This is a genomic window from Pseudoduganella albidiflava (assembly GCF_004322755.1).
GTDB lineage: Bacteria > Pseudomonadota > Gammaproteobacteria > Burkholderiales > Burkholderiaceae_D > Rugamonas > Rugamonas albidiflava.
In genome coordinates this window covers 5,471,274-5,489,697 of the sequence record NZ_CP036401.1, presented here as the reverse complement: position 1 = coordinate 5,489,697, position 18,424 = coordinate 5,471,274, and the positions used below count along the sequence as shown (strand labels likewise).

At 65.2% G+C, this 18,424-nt stretch carries 13 protein-coding genes; 8 read left to right on the top strand and 5 right to left on the bottom strand.

Going from position 1 to position 18,424, the window contains the following annotated elements; all coding sequences use genetic code 11:
• Positions 1 to 91 precede the first annotated feature (91 nt).
• The 5 genes from rimP (at position 92) to truB (ending at position 6,575) form a co-directional block, all read left to right on the top strand.
• Positions 92 to 580, top strand: coding sequence for a ribosome maturation factor RimP (gene rimP, locus EYF70_RS22815; protein WP_131147442.1), 489 nt, complete (start codon positions 92 to 94; stop codon positions 578 to 580).
• Complete coding sequence (nusA, locus tag EYF70_RS22810; protein WP_131147441.1) at positions 577 to 2,142, top strand: transcription termination factor NusA; 1,566 nt, start codon at positions 577 to 579, stop codon at positions 2,140 to 2,142. Before rimP ends, nusA begins: the two co-directional genes overlap by 4 nt.
• A 70-nt stretch (positions 2,143 to 2,212) precedes the next feature.
• Entirely contained in the window at positions 2,213 to 5,089 is a 2,877-nt protein-coding gene (gene infB / locus EYF70_RS22805; RefSeq protein WP_131147440.1) for a translation initiation factor IF-2, read from the top strand.
• Between the two features lie 107 nt (positions 5,090 to 5,196).
• Positions 5,197 to 5,619: a 30S ribosome-binding factor RbfA gene (gene rbfA / locus EYF70_RS22800; RefSeq protein WP_131147439.1), complete on the top strand. Its 423-nt coding sequence runs from the start codon at positions 5,197 to 5,199 to the stop codon at positions 5,617 to 5,619.
• On the top strand, positions 5,616 to 6,575 hold the full coding sequence (gene truB, locus EYF70_RS22795; protein WP_131147438.1) for a tRNA pseudouridine(55) synthase TruB: 960 nt from the start codon (positions 5,616 to 5,618) through the stop codon (positions 6,573 to 6,575). Before rbfA ends, truB begins: the two co-directional genes overlap by 4 nt.
• A 46-nt stretch (positions 6,576 to 6,621) precedes the next feature.
• Here truB and EYF70_RS22790 read toward each other — a convergent pair whose 3' ends face one another.
• Positions 6,622 to 7,299, bottom strand: a complete 678-nt coding sequence (locus tag EYF70_RS22790; protein WP_165497776.1) for a PEP-CTERM sorting domain-containing protein — start codon at positions 7,297 to 7,299, stop codon at positions 6,622 to 6,624.
• A gap of 435 nt (positions 7,300 to 7,734) precedes the next feature.
• A complete protein-coding gene (locus tag EYF70_RS22785; protein WP_131147436.1) occupies positions 7,735 to 10,137 on the bottom strand; it encodes an ATP-binding protein in 2,403 nt (800 codons plus the stop codon).
• A gap of 301 nt (positions 10,138 to 10,438) precedes the next feature.
• Here EYF70_RS22785 and typA point away from each other — a divergent pair, with 301 nt between their 5' ends.
• The 3 genes from typA to EYF70_RS22770 all read left to right on the top strand — a co-directional run bounded on the left by typA (position 10,439) and on the right by EYF70_RS22770 (position 14,721).
• A complete protein-coding gene (gene typA, locus EYF70_RS22780) occupies positions 10,439 to 12,271 on the top strand; it encodes a translational GTPase TypA (RefSeq protein WP_131147435.1) in 1,833 nt (610 codons plus the stop codon).
• Positions 12,272 to 12,441: 170 nt separating this feature from the next.
• On the top strand, positions 12,442 to 13,485 hold the full coding sequence (locus tag EYF70_RS22775; protein WP_131147434.1) for a glycoside hydrolase family 43 protein: 1,044 nt from the start codon (positions 12,442 to 12,444) through the stop codon (positions 13,483 to 13,485).
• Between the two features lie 222 nt (positions 13,486 to 13,707).
• Complete coding sequence (locus EYF70_RS22770) at positions 13,708 to 14,721, top strand: IS110 family RNA-guided transposase (protein WP_131147433.1); 1,014 nt, start codon at positions 13,708 to 13,710, stop codon at positions 14,719 to 14,721.
• A gap of 285 nt (positions 14,722 to 15,006) precedes the next feature.
• Here the strand turns inward: EYF70_RS22770 and EYF70_RS22765 are convergent, their stop codons facing one another.
• From EYF70_RS22765 to EYF70_RS22755, 3 genes are read right to left on the bottom strand one after another with little or no spacing between them, the layout of a single operon-like run.
• Positions 15,007 to 16,389: an FGGY-family carbohydrate kinase gene (locus tag EYF70_RS22765; protein ID WP_131147432.1), complete on the bottom strand. Its 1,383-nt coding sequence runs from the start codon at positions 16,387 to 16,389 to the stop codon at positions 15,007 to 15,009.
• Entirely contained in the window at positions 16,386 to 17,420 is a 1,035-nt protein-coding gene (locus EYF70_RS22760) for an ABC transporter permease (RefSeq protein WP_131149287.1), read from the bottom strand. Before EYF70_RS22760 ends, EYF70_RS22765 begins: the two co-directional genes overlap by 4 nt.
• Before the next feature lie 5 nt (positions 17,421 to 17,425).
• The gene (locus EYF70_RS22755) at positions 17,426 to 18,424 is read right to left on the bottom strand and encodes an ABC transporter permease (protein WP_131149286.1); all 999 of its coding nucleotides are present in this window, start codon (positions 18,422 to 18,424) and stop codon (positions 17,426 to 17,428) included.

Here is an 18,424-nt window from a genome sequence, read left to right as displayed (position 1 = left end):
CCTGGTGAGCGGAAAACAAGCTGTTATTTGAACTGTTTTTTAGCGGGTTCCCGGCGAGTTTGCCGACGGGCCCCGATCTGGAGATTTTCCTTTGCAACTGCCGGAACTGATTGAGAAGACCGTCGCGGGTCTCGGCTACGAACTGGTCGATTTTGAACGGGCCGAGCGCGGCCTGCTGCGCGTGTATATCGATTTCCTCCCTGCGGACGCAGAGGAAAAGGGCCCGATCACGGTGGAAGACTGTGCCACGGTGAGCCACCAGCTGTCGCACGTGCTGACGGTGGAAAACGTGCCGTACGAACGGCTCGAGATTTCCTCGCCCGGCCTGGACCGGCCGCTGCGCAAGCTGACCGATTTCGAGCGTTTCGCCGGCCACGAGGCCATCGTCAAGCTGCGCATGGCGCTGCCGGGCACGGCCAACCGCAAGTCCTACCAGGGCATCCTGCAGGCACCGGAAGGTGACCAGCTGGGTATTGAATTTGAAAGTAAAGATGGTCCTGCGGTGCTGAATTTCACGCTCGCGGATATGGATAAGGCACGCTTGGTGCCACAGGTGGATTTTAGGAGCCGCAAAGCATGAGTCGCGAAGTTTTGTTATTGGTGGACGCGCTTGCGCGCGAAAAGAACGTCGACAAGGACGTGGTATTCGGCGCGCTCGAATTCGCATTGGCGCAAGCCACGAAGAAACGCTATGAAGGCGAAGTCGACATCCGCGTTTCGATCGACCGTGATTCCGGTGAATTCGAGTCCTTCCGCCGCTGGCACGTGGTGCCCGACGAAGCCGGCCTGCAATTGCCCGACCAGGAAGTGCTGCTGTTCGAAGCCAAAGAGCAAATCCCCGATATCGAAGTCGACGAATACATCGAAGAACCGATCGAATCGGTGGAATTCGGCCGCCGCTTCGCGCAGGACACCAAGCAGGTCGTATTGCAGCGCGTGCGCGATGCCGAACGCGAGCAGATCCTGCAGGACTTCCTCGAGCGCGGCGACGCGCTGGTGACCGGCACGATCAAGCGCATGGAACGCGGCGATGCGATCGTCGAATCCGGCAAGATCGAAGCCCGCCTGCCGCGCGACCAGATGATCCCGAAGGAAAACCTGCGTATCGGCGACCGCGTGCGTGCCTATATCCTGCGCGTGGACCGCAACATGCGCGGCCCGCAGGTGATCCTGTCGCGCACCGCGCCGGAATTCATCATGAAGCTGTTCGAGCTGGAAGTGCCGGAAATCGAGCAGGGCATGCTGGAAATTAAATCGGCTGCCCGCGATGCCGGCGTGCGCGCCAAGATCGCCGTGTTCACGGCCGACAAGCGCATCGACCCGATCGGTACCTGCGTGGGCATGCGCGGTTCGCGCGTGCAGGCGGTCACCGGTGAACTGGGCGGCGAGCGCGTGGACATCGTGCTGTGGTCGGAAGACCCGGCGCAATTCGTGATCGGCGCGCTGGCCCCGGCCAACGTGTCGTCGATCATGGTCGATGAAGACAAGCACGCGATGGATGTCGTCGTCGACGAGGAAAACCTGGCGATCGCGATCGGCCGCTCCGGCCAGAACGTGCGCCTGGCTTCCGAGCTGACCGGCTGGAAGATCAACATCATGACGGCCGAGGAATCGGCCGACAAGGCGGCCCAGGAAACGGCGGCGGTACGCTCGCTGTTCATGGAGAAGCTCGATGTGGACCAGGAAGTGGCCGACATCCTGGTCGAGGAAGGCTTCAGCAGCCTGGAAGAAATCGCCTACGTGCCGATCTCCGAAATGCTGGACATCGAAGCGTTCGACGAAGACACCGTCAACGAACTGCGTACCCGCGCACGCGATGCGCTGGTGACGGAGGCGATCGCTTCGGAAGAAGGGCTGGAAGGGATGGACGAAGGCCTGGTCGGCCTCGAAGGCATGGACCGCATCACGGCAGGCAAGCTGGGACTGGCGGGCATCAAGACGCTGGAACAGTTCGCCGGCCTGGCGTACGACGAATTCGGTGCCATCCTGGCGCTGTCGACGGACCGTGCAACTGAACTGATTAAAAATGAATTTGAAGATGTGACCGACGATGAAATGAAGCTGGTCGACGGAAAGTACGACGATCGTGCCAAGGCCCTGCAGGCCAAGGCATGGTCGCTGGCCGAGGCGGCCAAGGCCTGAGCGCCCTGGACACCCCAACCAGCCAAGCTTGTAATTATTCATCTACGCGACACATAGAAAAGAGGACTGAATGGCGAGTAACAACGTAGCCCAATTTGCCACCGAACTGAAGATGCCTGCAGACCTGCTGCTGACGCAGCTGCGATCCGCCGGCGTCGAGAAGAGCTCGGCGTCAGATCCATTGTCGAAAGATGATAAGGACAAGCTGCTGGAGCACCTGCGCCGCACGCACGGCGCGGCAGGTCAGAGCGAGAAGAAGAAGATCACGGTCACGCGCAAGGAAACCAACGAGATCAAGCAGGCCGATGCCTCTGGCAAGACCCGCACGATCCAGGTCGAAGTGCGCAAGAAGCGTACCTTCGTGCAGCGCGACGACCTGCCCGCGACCACCACGCCCGCCCCGGCGGCACCGGTGGTCGACGAAGCCGAGAACGCCCGCCGCGAGGAAGAGGCACGCCGCCAGGCCGAGCTGATCGCCCGCCAGGAAGCGGACCTGCGTGAAAAGCAGGAGGCACTGGCGCGCCTGGACGCCGAGAAGGAAGCGCAAGCCAAGGCCACCGCTGCTGCAGAAGCGGAAGCCAAGCGCCGTGCCGAAGAGGAAGCCGCGAAAGCGGCCGCCGAGAAGGCAGCCGCCGACAAGGCCGGTGCACGCGATGCGCAGAAGCAGGCCGACACGGAAGCCGCCGACAAGAAACGCGCGGCCGACGCCGAGGAAGCGAAGAAAAAAGCCGAGCAGGCCACCAAGGAAGCCGCCGAACGCGCCGCGGCAACCGAGCGTGCCCGCAAGGCCGTGGCCGACGAAGTGGCCCAGATCAAGGCCATGATGGCGCAGCCGCGCCGCGTCATCAAGGCGCCGGAACCGGCACCCGTGGCCGCCAAGCCGGCCGCGCCGGCTGGCACGCTGCACAAGCCGGCCGACAAGAAGCCGGGCACCACCACGCCGGCAACGACCGACAAGAAAGACGATAAAAAGCCGGGCGATCGCAAGTCGATCAAGTCGGCCAACGTGTCGTCGACCTGGTCGGACGACGCCAAGAAGCGCGGCGCACCGGGCGGCGGCAAGGGCCGTGGCACGAGCGCCGGCCCGGCCAGCCGCGATGGCTGGCGTGCCGGCGGCGGCCGCGGTGGCCGTGGCCGCAATTCGCACCACGATGACCGCGAATCGAACTTCCAGGCACCGACGGAAGCGGTGGTCAAGGAAGTGCACGTGCCGGAAACCATCACCGTGGCCGAACTGGCCCACAAGATGGCTGTCAAGGCATCCGAGGTGATCAAGCAGCTGATGAAGCTGGGCCAGATGTGCACGATCAACCAGGTGCTGGACCAGGAAACGGCGATGATCGTCGTCGAGGAAATGGGCCACAAGGCGCATGCCGCCGCCGAGGACGATCCGGAAGCGATCCTGGCCGACCAGGGCGAACAGACGCATCACGAAGCGAAGCCGCGTGCTCCGGTCGTGACCGTCATGGGCCACGTCGACCACGGTAAAACGTCGCTGCTGGACTACATCCGCCGCGCGAAAGTCGCGTCGGGCGAAGCCGGCGGCATCACGCAGCACATCGGCGCTTACCACGTCGACACGCCGCGCGGCATGATCACCTTCCTGGACACCCCGGGCCACGAAGCCTTCACGGCAATGCGTGCCCGCGGTGCCAAGGCCACCGACATCGTCATCCTGGTGGTGGCGGCGGACGACGGCGTGATGCCGCAAACGAAGGAAGCGATCGCCCACGCGAAAGCGGCCGGCGTGCCGCTGGTGGTGGCGATCAACAAGATCGACAAGCCGGGCGGCAACCTGGAACGCGTGACGCAGGAACTGATCACCGAAGGCGTGGTGCCGGAAGAATACGGCGGCGAATCGCCGTTCGTGCCGGTGTCCGCGAAGACGGGCCAGGGCATCGATGCGCTGCTGGAAAACGTGCTGCTGCAAGCCGAAGTGCTGGAACTGAAGGCACCGGTGGAAAGCCTGGCGCGCGGCCTGGTGGTCGAAGCACGCCTGGACAAGGGCCGCGGCCCGGTCGCCACGATCCTGGTGCAGTCCGGTACGCTGAAGCGCGGCGACGTGGTGCTGGCCGGTTCGTCGTACGGCCGTGTGCGTGCGATGCTGGACGAGAACGGCAAGTCGGTGACCGAAGCCGGTCCGTCGATCCCGGTCGAGATCCAGGGCCTGACCGAAGTGCCGGCCGCCGGCGAGGAAGTCATGGTCATGGCAGACGAGCGCAAGGCGCGCGAAATCGGCCTGTTCCGTCAAGGGAAATACCGCGACGTGAAGCTGGCCAAGCAGCAGGCCGCCAAGCTGGAGAACCTGTTCGACCAGATGGCCGAAGGCGAAGTGCAGAACGTGCCGCTGATCGTCAAGACCGACGTGCAGGGTTCGCAGGAAGCGCTGGTGGGCTCGCTGCAAAAACTGTCGACCTCCGAAGTGCGGGTGCAGATCGTGCACGCGGCCGTCGGCGGCATCACGGAATCGGACGTCAACCTGGCGACCGCGTCGAAGGCAGTCATCATCGGCTTCAACGCCCGTGCCGACGCCCAGGCGCGCAAGCTGGCCGAGACCAACGGCGTGGACATCCGCTACTACAACATCATCTACGACGCGATCGAAGAGGTGAAGGCGGCGATGTCGGGCATGCTGGCACCGGAGAAGCGCGAGCACATCACCGGCCAGGTGGAAATCCGCCAGGTCATCCTGGTGTCGAAGGTCGGCGCCATCGCCGGCTGCCTGGTCACCGATGGCGTGGTCAAGCGTTCCTCGTCGGTACGCCTGCTGCGCAACAACATCGTCGTGTGGACCGGCGAGATCGACTCGCTGAAGCGCTTCAAGGACGATGCGAAGGAAGTGCGCGCCGGCCTCGAGTGCGGCCTGTCGCTGAAGAACTACAACGACATCCAGGTTGGCGACACCCTGGAAGTGTTCGAGATTCAGGAAGTGGCACGTACGCTGTAATCGCAGCACCAAGCGCAGCGCTCGGCGCAGCACGCGGTATCCAGGCGGGTGCCGTCCGTCCCGAAAGGGGCGGGCGCCACCCGCCATATTTTTATTGGTAAGACATCATGGCTAAACACAGCAAATCGATCCCCGCGCGCGGCCTGCGCGTGGCGGACCAGATCCAGAAAGACCTTTCCGAACTGATCGCCTTCGAGCTGAAGGACCCGCGCGTGGGCATGCTCACGCTCGCCGAAGTGCAGCTCACGCCCGACTATGCGCACGCGAAGGTGTACTTCACGATGCTCAAGGACGATCCCGACACGGTGAAGAACACATTGGCCGGCCTGCAGGCCGCCGCCGGCTACCTTCGCAACCAGCTGGGCAAGCGCCTGCACATCCACACGCTGCCGCAGCTGCACTTCGTGCACGACACGTCGGCGTCGCGCGGCATGGCGATGTCGGCCCTGATCGACAAGGCCAACGCCTCGCGCGCGGCGGACTACGAAGAAGATACCGGCAAAGAAAATACGGGCGAAGAAAAAGAATGACGGAGGAAGTCAAGGCTGCCCGCGTGAAGCGGGTACGCGACCTGGTCGACGGCGTCCTGCTGCTCGACAAGCCGGTCGGCCTGTCGTCGAACGATGCGCTGATCAAGACCAAGCGCGTGCTGAACGCGAAGAAGGCCGGCCACACCGGCACGCTCGACCCGTTCGCCACCGGCCTGCTGCCGCTGTGCTTCGGCGAGGCCACCAAGTTCTCGCAAGATCTGCTGGAAGCGGACAAGACCTACGTGACGACCGTGCACCTGGGCGTGCGCACCGACACGGGCGACACGGAGGGCCTGGTGCTGGACGCCGATCCCGCGCTGGCGCGCGATCCCGCCACCATCACCGCCGAGGACATCGAGGCGGTGCTGGCGCGCTTCCGTGGCCCGATCGCGCAGGTGCCGCCGATGTACTCGGCCCTGAAGCGCGACGGCAAGCCGCTGTACGAATATGCCCGCGCCGGCATCACGCTCGAGCGCGAGGCGCGCAACGTCGTCATCCACAAGCTGGAACTGCTGTCGTATGAGGCGCCGTTCCTGCGCCTGGAAGCCACGGTCAGCAAGGGGACCTACATCCGCGTGCTGGGCGAGGACATCGGCGCGGCGCTGGGCTGCGGCGCGCACCTGAACGCCTTGCGGCGCACCGGCGTCGGCGCGCTGGTGGCATCGAACATGGTGACGCTGGAGGAAGTGCAGGGGCACGCCGCGCCCCTGTCCCTGCTGGCACCGGTGGATGCGCTGCTGTCGACGTTCCCGCGCATCGAACTGAGCGCCGAACTGGCGAAACGCTTCCTGCAAGGCCAGCGGCTCCCGCTCGGCAAGGAGCCGGAAGTGCAAACGCCGGCACCCTACGAAGGCCGCGTGCGCGTGTACGCGGAAGGGAAACTGCTCGGCACCGGGCTGTTCGAGCAGTGGGCCATCCTGAAGCCCGAGCGCCTGATCGCCGCCGCGCAGGCCTGAGCCGGCGCCGTCACCGGCCCGCGGTCGCCGCGGGCCGGTGTTCCCGTCACCCGTTGCGCCGCCGGCGCGCCATCACTCCCATCACCCCCAGGCCCAGGGCCAGCATGCCGTAGGTGGCCGGTTCCGGCACGGGCGCGGCGACCGACAGGTGCAGGTCGTTGACCGTCCCATAGATGCCACCGCCATCCAGGCCGTCCTGGCCGCCGGACGTGACCGACAGCGACACGATCACGCCATCGGAAACGAAGCCGAGGAACGACGTGGGCGTCGGATGCTCGACCGTGTAGGTGAGCGTGGCGCCGGTGCTGTCGGTCGCCGCGACGATGATGTACGGCGCATCGACGGTGAAGCCGGCGATGTCGCCGCCGAAGAAGAAGCCGCCGGCGCCGGCGATCGGCGTGCCGAAGCTGGAGAACGTCAGCGTGTCTTCGCGCTGCGCGGTGCTCAGGTACCAGTCGATGTCGTTGTCGCTGGCGCCGTAGGCGTTCGTGCTGGTCGGTCCCGTGGTGGCGACATAGGTATAGTCCCCGGCCTCGCGGTGAAACGGCGTGGCGTAGGCTTCGATGTCGAGGTCGTCGTAGGTATCGACGCCGGTGTCGCCGACCGCGGCAAGGTAGGCCGACTGGCTGGTGTACGTGGTGAGCGCGGCATGGGCTGCCGGGCCGGTGATCAGCAGGGCGGCGGTGGCCGCGGCGAGGGTGACTGAACGGTACGTCTTGCGCACAATGTGCTCCTTGTGGAAGTGGATGAGGAAGACTCGGTTACGCCAGTGATGGCTTACTAATGTAGCGCTATCATCGACGGCCGCTCAACAGGAATGTCAAAAAAGATAATAATGATCACAAGAGGGGCGAGCGACCGTTGCAAACGCATGACCGTCCCGGCTCGCTGAGGCGCCAGGGCGGCTGGTGTCGAACACCGGTTTTCGCATGAGGCATCGACGGCCCGACGAAACACCGGTGTCCGACACTTCTTCCGAGTTCACCCCAAGAGCAGACCCCGGGGTCAGACCCGGCGGGTCTGACCCCAGCCTTTCGCTGTTGGGGTGAATGCATGCGCTTTCAATGTGCCGAATGACGCTTGATGTAACGGTATCAGTGTCCGACACCTTTTCCGGATAAAGCGCCCGGAAAAAATGTCCGACACCAGGCCGCGCCGGCTACACGGCCTGCAACGCCAGCAGCAGCTCGGCCGGATCGGCGGGCTTGACGAGGTGCCGGTTGAAGCCGGCGGCGTGCGACTGGGCGCGGTCGCTGGGCTGGCCGTAGCCGGTCAGCGCGATCAGCGTGGCGCCGGCCGTGGCGGGATCGGCGCGCAGGTGCCGCGCCAGCGTGTAGCCATCCATGCCGGGCAGGCCGATGTCGAGGATGAAGGCGTCGGTCGCCGCCAGGTCGGCGCGGCGCAGCGCCGCTTCCGCATCCTCGGCCACGGCCACGTCGTGCCCCTCGGAGCGCAGCAGTTCGGCCAGCACGCCGGCAGCATCCGGATTGTCTTCCACGACCAATAGCCGCAGCGCCCGTGCCGCCGGCCGCCGCGTCTCGGCAGGGGCGCGCGGCGCCGGCGCCGGCACGCCTTCGAGCAGTGGCAGGTGAATCGCGAATTCGCTGCCCCGGCCCGGGCCATCGCTGTGCGCCGTCACGAAGCCGTCATGCAGCATGGTGATGCTCTTCACCAGCGTCAATCCCAGCCCCAGTCCACCCTGTGCCCGGTCGGGGTTGCGTTCACCCTGGATGAACAGGTCGAAGATGTGCGGCAGCAGCGTGGGGGCGATACCGTTGCCGTTGTCGCGCACCGTCACGCGGGCGTGGCTGTCCACCACGTCCAGGTGCAGCGCGATCCGGCCGCTGTGCGGCGTGTACTTGGCCGCGTTGTTGAGCAGGTTGGCGATCACCTGCACCAGGCGCGTGCGGTCGCCGTGCACCCTTGCCGGGGTGTCGGGCAAGTCCAGGTCGAGGGCGTGGCGCCGTTCGTCGATCAGCGGCATGGCCTGCTCGACGGCGCTGGCCACCACCTCGGCCAGGTCGAGGTCCGCCATGTTCAGCTGGACCAGGCCGCGCGTGACGCGCGACACGTCGAGCAGGTCGTCCACCAGGTGCGCCATGTGCCGCACCTGCCGCGAGATGATGTTGCTGGCGGCGATGCGCGTCTTCTCGTCCGCCAGCCCGCCCTGCAGCAGTTGCGCGGCGGTGCCGATCGGCGCCAGCGGGTTGCGCAGCTCGTGCGCCAGCATGGCCAGGAACTCGTCCTTGCGCGCCGCCGCTTCGCGCAGCGCATCCTCGGCCAGCTTCTGCGAATGGATGTCGGTGCAGGTGCCCATCCAGCGGATGATGCGGCCGGTGTCGTCACGCACCGGCAGTGCACGGCCCAGCGTCCAGCGGTACTCGCCGGAGCGGTGCCGCAGCCGGTACTGGATCTCGTACACATCGCCCGTGTCCAGGCTGTGCTGCCATGCGGCCCAGGCGCGTTCGCGGTCGTCCGGATGGAACATCTCGTTCCAGCGCACGCCATCGGTGGAGCCGGGCGGCATGCCCGTGTAGTCGTACCACTGCGCGTTGAAGTAATCGTGCCAGCCATCCGGCAGCGTCGACCACACCATCTGCGGCATGGCGTTCGTGATGCTGCGGAATTTCGCCTCGCTGGTGGCCAGCGCTTCCATGCTGCGCGCCCGCTCGCTGGCCGTGCGGATACGCTCGGCGAATTCGCGCATCAGCGTGACGTCTTCGCCGGCCCACTGGCGCGGCACCGTATCGCTGACGACCAGGATGCTCTTCAGCCGGCCCTGTTCGATCACGGGAATGTCGACGAACGACTGGGCGTGGTGGCGCCTGAATGGCCCCGCGTGCGCCGCCGTGCGGGGATCCTGCGCCACGTCGTGCACCACCACCGCCTCGCCGCGGAGCATTTCGTCCACGAACGAGCCGAAGTCGCGCAGGTGCACTGTGCCCTCCAGCGACGGGATGCCGGGCGTGCACCAGTCGGGCCCCACGTAGAGTGTATCGGTGGCGTCGTTGTAGCGGCCGAAGGAGACCCGGCTCACGCCCAGCACTTCACCCAGGATCTCCAGCGCCGTGCGCACGATCTCGCGCGGCGCGCGTACGTCGCGCCATGCATCGGCCAGGCTGCGCAAGGCATCGCGCCGCGCCGTGCCGCGCATGCGCGCCGTCACGTCCTTCACGTAGTGCACGATATACGCGACATCGCCGGCATCGTCGAGCACCGGCGAATTGACGGCGCTCCAGTACTTCTGCTGGAACAGGGCCGGCTGGCCGGGCAGGGGGATGTCGTAGCGCTGCACCGCCATCTCGTCCGGCGCCCTGGTGTCGAGCACCCTGGCCAGCGAGGCGCGCAGGTTGGCCATGGTGCGCGCGTTGGCCTGCGGATCGGTGGGAAGGGCGGCGAACACGGCGAACACGTCCCGGCCGATCAGCTGCTCGCGCTGCCAGCCATTGGCGCGCAGGAAGGCATCGCTGGCCAGCACGATCGTGAAGTCGGGGGTCAGCAGCACGTAGGGTGCGGGCAGGGCGCCGAACACGGCGGCCGGATCAGGCGTTCGATCGCTCATCGGTATCCAAGGAAGAATCTGGGCATGATGCCAGTCTGGCAACCGCCGGTCGGTGGGCCAGGTCACACAACGCCGGCTGTCTTTGAGCTGTCACAAGCCCATGCTATACTAGTGGGTTCAGTGCATCCGCATTTGCCGGGGCGCCTGCTCAGCAGACGTCAGCTTATGAGTAACTTCACGAGTAACTTCGCGAGTAACTTCACGAATAGCTTCGTGAGTAACTCTACGAGTAACTTCGCGAGTAACTTGACGAGTCAACCGCAGCTTCGGCGTCCCACCCGTTTTTACAAACACAATGACCATGTCTAATACTAAACGCGCAATTCGCAACATCGCCATCATCGCACACGTCGACCACGGCAAGACGACCCTCGTGGACCAGCTGCTGCGCCAGTCTGGCACCTTCCGTGAAAACCAGCAGGTCGATACCCGCGTCATGGACTCGAACGACCTCGAAAAGGAACGCGGCATCACGATCCTGTCGAAGAACTGCGCGGTTGAGTACGAAGGCACGCACATCAATATCGTCGACACCCCGGGCCACGCCGACTTCGGCGGCGAAGTGGAGCGCGTGCTGTCGATGGTCGACTCGGTGCTGCTGTTGGTCGATGCCCAGGAAGGCCCGATGCCGCAGACCCGTTTCGTCACGCGCAAGGCGCTGGCGCTGGGCCTGAAGCCGATCGTGGTGGTCAACAAGATCGACCGTCCGGGCGCGCGCGCCGACTGGGCGATCAACGCCACGTTCGAACTGTTCGACAAGCTGGGCGCCAACGACGAGCAGCTGGACTTCCCGATCGTTTACGCGTCGGGCCTGAACGGCTATGCCGGCCTGACCGAAGACGTGCGCGGCGGCGACATGAAGCCGCTGTTCGAAGCGATCCTGAAGCACGTGCCGGTGCGTGACGACAATCCGGACGGCCCGCTGCAGATGCAGATCACGTCGCTGGACTACTCGTCCTACGTGGGCAAGATCGGCATCGGCCGCATCTCCCGTGGCCGCGTCAAGGCCGGCCAGGATGTCGTCGTGGTCGACGGCCCCGGCGCCACCCCGATCAAGGGCCGCATCAACCAGGTGCTGAACTTCAAGGGCCTGGAGCGCGTGCTGGTCGACGAAGCCGTCGCCGGCGACATCGTGCTGATCAACGGTATCGAGGAAATCGGCATCGGTTCGACCGTGTGCGCACCGGACACCGTGGACCCGCTGCCGATGCTGACCGTCGACGAGCCGACCCTGACGATGAACTTCATGGTCAACAACTCGCCGCTGGCCGGCCGCGAAGGCAAGTTCGTTACCTCGCGCCAGCTGCGCGACCGCCTGGACAAGGAACTGAAGGCCAACGTGGCACTGCGCGTGGCACCGACCGACGACGACACGATCTTCGAAGTGTCCGGCCGCGGCGAACTGCACCTGACGATCCTGATCGAAAACATGCGCCGCGAAGGCTTCGAGCTGGCCGTGTCCCGTCCGCGCGTGGTGTTCAAGATGGTCGATGGCGTGCGCCACGAGCCGTATGAAAACCTGTCCGTCGACGTGGAAGAAGTCAACCAGGGTGGCGTGATGGAAGAACTGGGCCGCCGCCGTGGCGACCTGCAGAACATGGAATCGGACGGCAAGGGCCGCGTGCGCCTCGAGTACCGCATTCCTGCCCGTGGCCTGATCGGCTTCCAGGGCGAGTTCATGACGCTGACGCGCGGCACCGGCCTGATGAGCCACGTGTTCGATGCCTACGCTCCGGTCGACAACACCCGTGGCGAGCTGGCTGGCCGCCGCAACGGCGTGCTGATCTCGCAGGATGACGGCGCCGCCGTCGCCTACGCGATCTGGAAACTGCAGGATCGCGGCCGCATGTTCGTGTCGCACAACGACCCGGTGTACGAAGGCATGATCATCGGCATCCACTCGCGCGACAACGACCTGGTGGTCAACCCGATCAAGGGCAAGCAGCTGACCAACGTGCGTTCGTCCGGTACCGACGAAGCGGTGCGCCTGGTGCCGCCGATCCAGATGTCGCTGGAATACGCGGTGGAATTCATCGAGGACGACGAGCTGGTCGAGATCACGCCGAAGTCGATCCGCCTGCGCAAGCGCTTCCTGAAAGAGCACGAGCGCAAGAAGGCATCGCGCGAAGCGTAATCCTGCCGGCCTGGCCGACATGAAAAAACCCGCCGTGGCGCAAGCCCGGCGGGTTTTTGTTTTTTGTTTTCCTGTCCCGTGGCGCCTTCGCGCAAGTCGCTGAGCGATGCATGGACGCGCCGTGCCATTGGCGGTATAACGATGGCTCACCGCATCGCACCGATAACACAATGACGAGACAAGCCATATGCGCAGGCGCGGCCGCCCTGGCGGCGCTTCTGCTTGCCGGCGCCCCCGCCGCCGCTTCCGCTTCCGCTTCCGCCGCCGTGCCGGCATTCCACAACCCGCTGGTGAAACAGCGCGCCGATCCGCACGTGACCCTGCAGCCGGACGGCTGGTACTACTACACCGCCACCGTGCCGGAATACGACCGCATCGAAGTACGGCGCGCCCGTTCGCTCGATGAACTGGGCAAGGCCGAGGTGCATACGGTGTGGCGCAAGCATGCCAAGGGAGAGATGGGCGCGCATGTCTGGGCACCCGAGATGCACCGGATCGACGGCAAGTGGTACATCTACTTCACCGCCGGCCGCGCGGAAGCGATCTGGGAAATCCGCCTGTACGTGCTCGAATGCGAGTCGGACGATCCGCTGCGCGGGCCATGGAAGGAACGCGGCCAGCTGAAGACGGGCTGGGAGTCGTTCGCGCTCGATGCCACCACCTTCGCGCTGGACGGCAAGCGCTACCTGCTGTGGACCCAGCGCCCGAAGGAAAGCGGCAAGAAGCAGACCGACATCTATATCGCGCCGATGGACACGCCGCTGTCGATCGCCGGGCCGGCCGTGCTGCTGACCGAGCCGGAATACGCATGGGAGCAGGTGGGCCACCACGTGAACGAGGCGCCGGCCGTGCTGGTGAAGAACGGCCGCGTGTTCATGACCTATTCGGCCTCCGCCACCGATGCCAACTACGCGCTGGGCATGCTGACCGCGCCCGTCGGAGCCAACCTGCTGGACCGCAAGTCGTGGACCAAGTCGCCCCGGCCCGTATTCGCCAGCAGCGTGGAAAACAGCCAGTACGGCCCGGGCCACAACTCGTTCACCACCACGGCGGATGGCAAGACCGACATCCTCGTCTACCATGCGCGCAACTACCGCGACATCGCCGGCGACCCGCTGCGCAACCCAGACCGGCACACGCGGGCACAGGTGATCAACTGGAAGGCGGATGGGATGCCGGAGTTCGGCGTGCCTGTGGCGGACAAGTTGCGCTGAGAAGGCTGTGACAGGCACCGTTACGGCTTGCCTGGTGTCTCGTATGATGTCCCTGTCGATTCTTTGGCAAAATTACCGCTGAAGGAAACGGCCAGGCAGAGTGACGTCGATGGTGTCTGAGGCCCCGAGCCTGTGTGTCAGATTGGCGCCTCTGCCTGTTTTTCATTGTTAAGTCCGGACGGTATCTTAGGCTTCGAGCCTGCATACGAGGGTGGTCGACAAATGAATGAGGTAGGTACGCCAGTTGTAGGAATTGATGTCAGCAAAAGCAAGCTTGATATTGCATTGCTGGTGAATGGAAAGCTCAAAAGCAAGGTATTCCCGAACAGCCGGGATGGTTATGCAGAGCTAGGAAAATGGCTGAAGAATCAGGGTGTTACGCTGGATTTGGTCCATGTTTGCATGGAGTCGACGGGAGTGTACAGCGAGCCAGCCGCACTAGCGCTAGTAGACTTGGGGCTGAAGGTCAGCGTGGTCAACCCGGCCAGCGTCAAGGGATTTGGCCAGAGTTTGATCATCCGGAACAAAAACGACAAAGCCGATGCTGCTGTTATTGCGCGTTATTGTGCAGCGATACAGCCAGCGCTGTGGCAGGCCCCGTCGCCTGAGCAGCGGCAGTTGAGAGCGTGGAACGAACACCTGGCGTCGTTGAAGGACATTCGACAGCAACAGGCCAATCGTATTGAAGCGCTCGAGTTCGCTAACCAAGGCGAGGTCGCAGCTCATGCGAAGACGCATTTGAAATGGCTAGACAAGGAAATCAAGCAGCTCGAGAACGACATCGATGATCACATCGATCGCCACCCCGATCTGCAACGCGACGCCGAGTTGATCGAATCCATTCCAGGCCTTGGCCGCGGTACCGCGGCCAAGGTACTCGGTCGTGTGGGTGACCTACGACGCTTTGGAAGCGCCAAAGAATTGGCTGCCTACATCGGTGTAACGCCACGCCAAAGGCAATCTGGCAGCTCGATCAGAGGCAGAACTACGATCAGTCGAATGGGGTGCCGAGACCTGCGAGCGGCTCTCTACATGCCAGCAATGACCGCGATTAGGAAGAATCCACTGCTAAGTGAGTTTGCCAACCGGCTGGAATCTTCTGGCATGGCAAAGATGGCGGTGATCGCTGCCGTCATGCGCAAACTCGTGCACCAAATGTACGGCGTTGTCCGCTCGGGCAAGCCATTTGATCCGAACCATCTGAACAAACAGCTTGAGCTCCAACACGGTATCTGACACTATTTTCGGACGATTCACCCGGAAATAGTGTCAGACACCGGTTTTCCCCGGCGTTCCCGGTCAGCGCACACGAAAACCGATTCCACCCAAGTGCATATTCCGGGTCAGAGAGGAGTACTGGCCTGCAGGCCAGTACCGTTGCGCAGGCGCGAAGCATGCTTCGCGAAACCCCTGCTTCACCCCGGCGGGTCTGACCCCAGCCCTTCGCTGTTGGGGTGAATGCATGCATTGAATGTGGCGGATGACGCTTAACCTAACGGCATGCCGGTCCATTCCTGATCTTCAGCCCAGCTGCGCGAGCCACCGTTCCCGGTATTGCGCCCAGCCCTGCAGCGCGATGGGATCGGCGGCGTGCGAGCGCACGGCGGGGGCGGTGCCCCAGTGCGCCAGCATCCAGCCGCCGCACGTGGTGCCGCTGGCATCGTCGGTGACGGTAACCTGCTGGCCGCGCCGCAGTGCGGCCAGCAGCGGCGCGAAGTGCGGGTTGTTGGTGAAGCTGCCTTCGACGACGATGTCGCCCGCCGAGCCCAGCGCGGTCAGGCACCAGTCGCTCATCAGCACGCAGTACAGCGTGGCCAGCGCGGTGCGTTCGGCATCGGTGGGCAGGGCGGGGCCGACGACGGTGCCCTTGCGCCCGGCGAACGGGCCGCCCGCTTCGGCGAACGCGGGCAGGGCATACGTGCCCTGGTCGATGATCTGCTGCAGGTCGGCCACGCTGCACGGCACCGCGTCCGTGCCGGCCAGCGCGCCGAACTCGCGGCCGCCCATGAAGCGGATGCACGGCACCGGCTGCCCCAGCGCGCTGCAGTTGGCCAGCATGTCCGAGGCTTCCTGCAAGCCGTCGAGCTGGCCGCCGGGCAGGGCGGCGATCACCCACGTGCCGGTCGACAGGATGGCCGGCGGCGCCGCATGGCTGCCCGTCGCATCCAGGTGCCGCAGCAGCGAGGCATTGCTGTCGTGGATGCCGCACACGACCTGGCAATCGGCCGGCAAGCCGAGGCGCTCGCGCAGCGCGGGCAGCACGGGCCCCAGCGCATCCCACGCATTGCGCAGTGGCGGCATCAGCGGGTTCCAGCCCGACTGCTCGACCAGCTGCGAATACTGCTGGCGCGAAGGCTGCCACAAGTCGGTATGGCAGCCGAGCGACGTCACCTCGCCGGCGGCCACGCCGGAAAGGCGCCATGCCCAGTACTGCGGATACATCAGGATGTGCTTCGTGCGCGCGAAGTCGGCAGGGAAGGCCGATGCCAGCCACGCCAGCTGCCGGCCCAGGTTCAGGCCCGCCGGCAGCGACGGTGAATACGTCGTGTCGTAGGCGGGGCGGGCCGCCAGGTACTCGGCACGCTGCGCGGCCGGCGGCTCGAACTCGTAGTCGAGCACCGGCAGTACCAGCCCGGAATCATCGACCAGCGCCGCCGTGGCGCCATGCGTCACCGGCACGATCGCCCGCACCGGCGCGGTGGCCGCGAACTCCGCGATCGTGTCGAGCATCCAGTTCCAGATGCCTTCCGTGTCATGGTGCGGATATGGTCCGTCGCGCAGCACGGTGTTGGCCTTGCGGCGCTCGGCCAGCTGCTCGCCGGCCGCGTCGATCAGCGCCAGCTTGACGTTGGTCTTGCCGATATCGAGGACGATGATTGCCGAAGTTGATTGATCAACGGTCATTTGGCTACTTTCTTTCCACGCAAGAGACGGGGCAGCGCGATCGTCACCAGCAACAGCAGCCCGATCACGATCGTCATGTAGATGCCCGGGATATTGGCCATCGACAGGCCATACGTCACGGTCCCCAGCGTCAGCACGGCCAGCATCACGCCGCCGATGGTGCCGGCGCCGCCGGCGATCGATACGCCGCCCAGGATCACCATCGTGATCACTTCCAGCTCCCAGCCCATGGCGATGTTCGGGCGCGTGCTGCCGATACGGCCCGTCAGCAGGAAGGCCGCCAGGCCGGCCATCGCGCCGGTGAGCATGAACAGCACCATCCGGTAGCGGTCCACCTCGATGCCGGAAAAGCGCGCGGCGACCGGGTTGTTGCCGATCGCGTAGATGCGCCGGCCCCAGCGCGTGGCGTGCAGCACGAACGCGAACAGCGCCGCGAACACCAGCAGGATCACGAATTCGCGCGGGATGAAGTCGAAGAAGTAGCCCTGGCCCCAGTCCGTCATCACCTGGGGGTAGCCGGTGAAGGCTTTATCGCCCAGCACCACGGATGCCAGGCCGCGGAACAGCGACACGGTACCGATCGTGACGACGATGGCCGGCAGGCCGAAGCGCGTCACCAGCACGCCGTTCAGCGTGCCGCATGCCACGCCAGTGGCCAGCGCCACGAACAGCAGCGAGGCGGGCGGGAAGCCGGCGTTCATCGCCAGCCCCATCGCCACCGACGACAGTGCCAGGATGCCGGCCACCGAGATATCGATCTCGCGGCAGATGATCAGCAGCGCCATCGGCAGCGCGATCAGCGCCTTCTCGCTGAAGTTGAAGGTGCCGTCCGCCAGGTTATACGGATCGAGGAAGTGCGGCAGCAGCATGCCGTTGGTGACGAAGGCCAGCAGGAACAGCAGCGCCAGCAGGGTTTCCCATTTGCCCAGCACGCCCTTGATGCCCAGCTTCGGCTGGTCGAGGATGGTGTACCGGGATTTGCCGGCGGCCGGCGGGTTCGCGGGTTCGGTCGTATTGGTGGTGGCGGTCATGGTGTTCACGCGGCGCTCCGGACAGGTGCGGTTGGCGAGGAGTGATTGTCGAGGTGCAGCGGCAGGATCTGCCGGCCTTCCTTCTTGCGGTCGCGGGCGTTGATCAGCACGGCGACCAGGATCACGGCGCCGGTCAGCGCGCTTTGCCAGAACGGCGATACCTTCACCACCGGCAGCGCGTTGCCGATCACGGCCAGGAACAGCGCGCCCAGCACGGCGCCGGCCACGGAACCGGTGCCGCCGGCGATGTTGATGCCGCCGATCACGCACGCGGCGATCACGGTGAATTCGAAGCCGTAGGCGATCTCGGTGTAGGCCACCGCGTAGCGCGCCACCCACAGGTAGCCGCACACGCCGGCCACCAGTCCGGAAATCCCGTAGGTCCACAGCAGCCGCTGCGCCATCGGGATGCCGACATAGCGGGCGCACGACGGCGCGTTACCCACCGCGTACAGGTCGCGGCCGAAGCGGCTGTGGCTGGCCAGGTACCAGGCGGCCAACACCACGATGAACGCGATCCACACCAGGTTCGTCACGCCCAGGAACTTCGTGAGCGGGAAGGCGATGAACGCTTCCGGCATCTGGTGCGACGACACCCACGCGCCGCCGGACAGCACGAACACCAGCCCGCGGTACACGCTCATCGTACCCAGCGTGACGACGATGGCCGGCAAGTCCAGGTAGCCGATAAGGTAGCCGTTGACGAGCCCCAGCACGAGGCCGAGCGCGGCGGCGGCCAGCACGATCACGGGCAGCGGCAGGCCAGGATTGTTGGCGGCCAGCAGGGCGGCGGCCATGCCCGACAAGGCGAGGTTCGACGCCACCGACAGGTCGACGCCGCGCGTGACGATCACCAGCATCTGCGCCAGCGCCAGCATGACCAGCAGCGTGCTGTCCGTCAGCAGGTTGGCCAGGCTGGCACCGGTGATGAACACGGGTGCGCGCATGCCCACGCCGATGATCAATACCACGATGGACGCGGCCAGCAGCATTTCCCTTTTCAT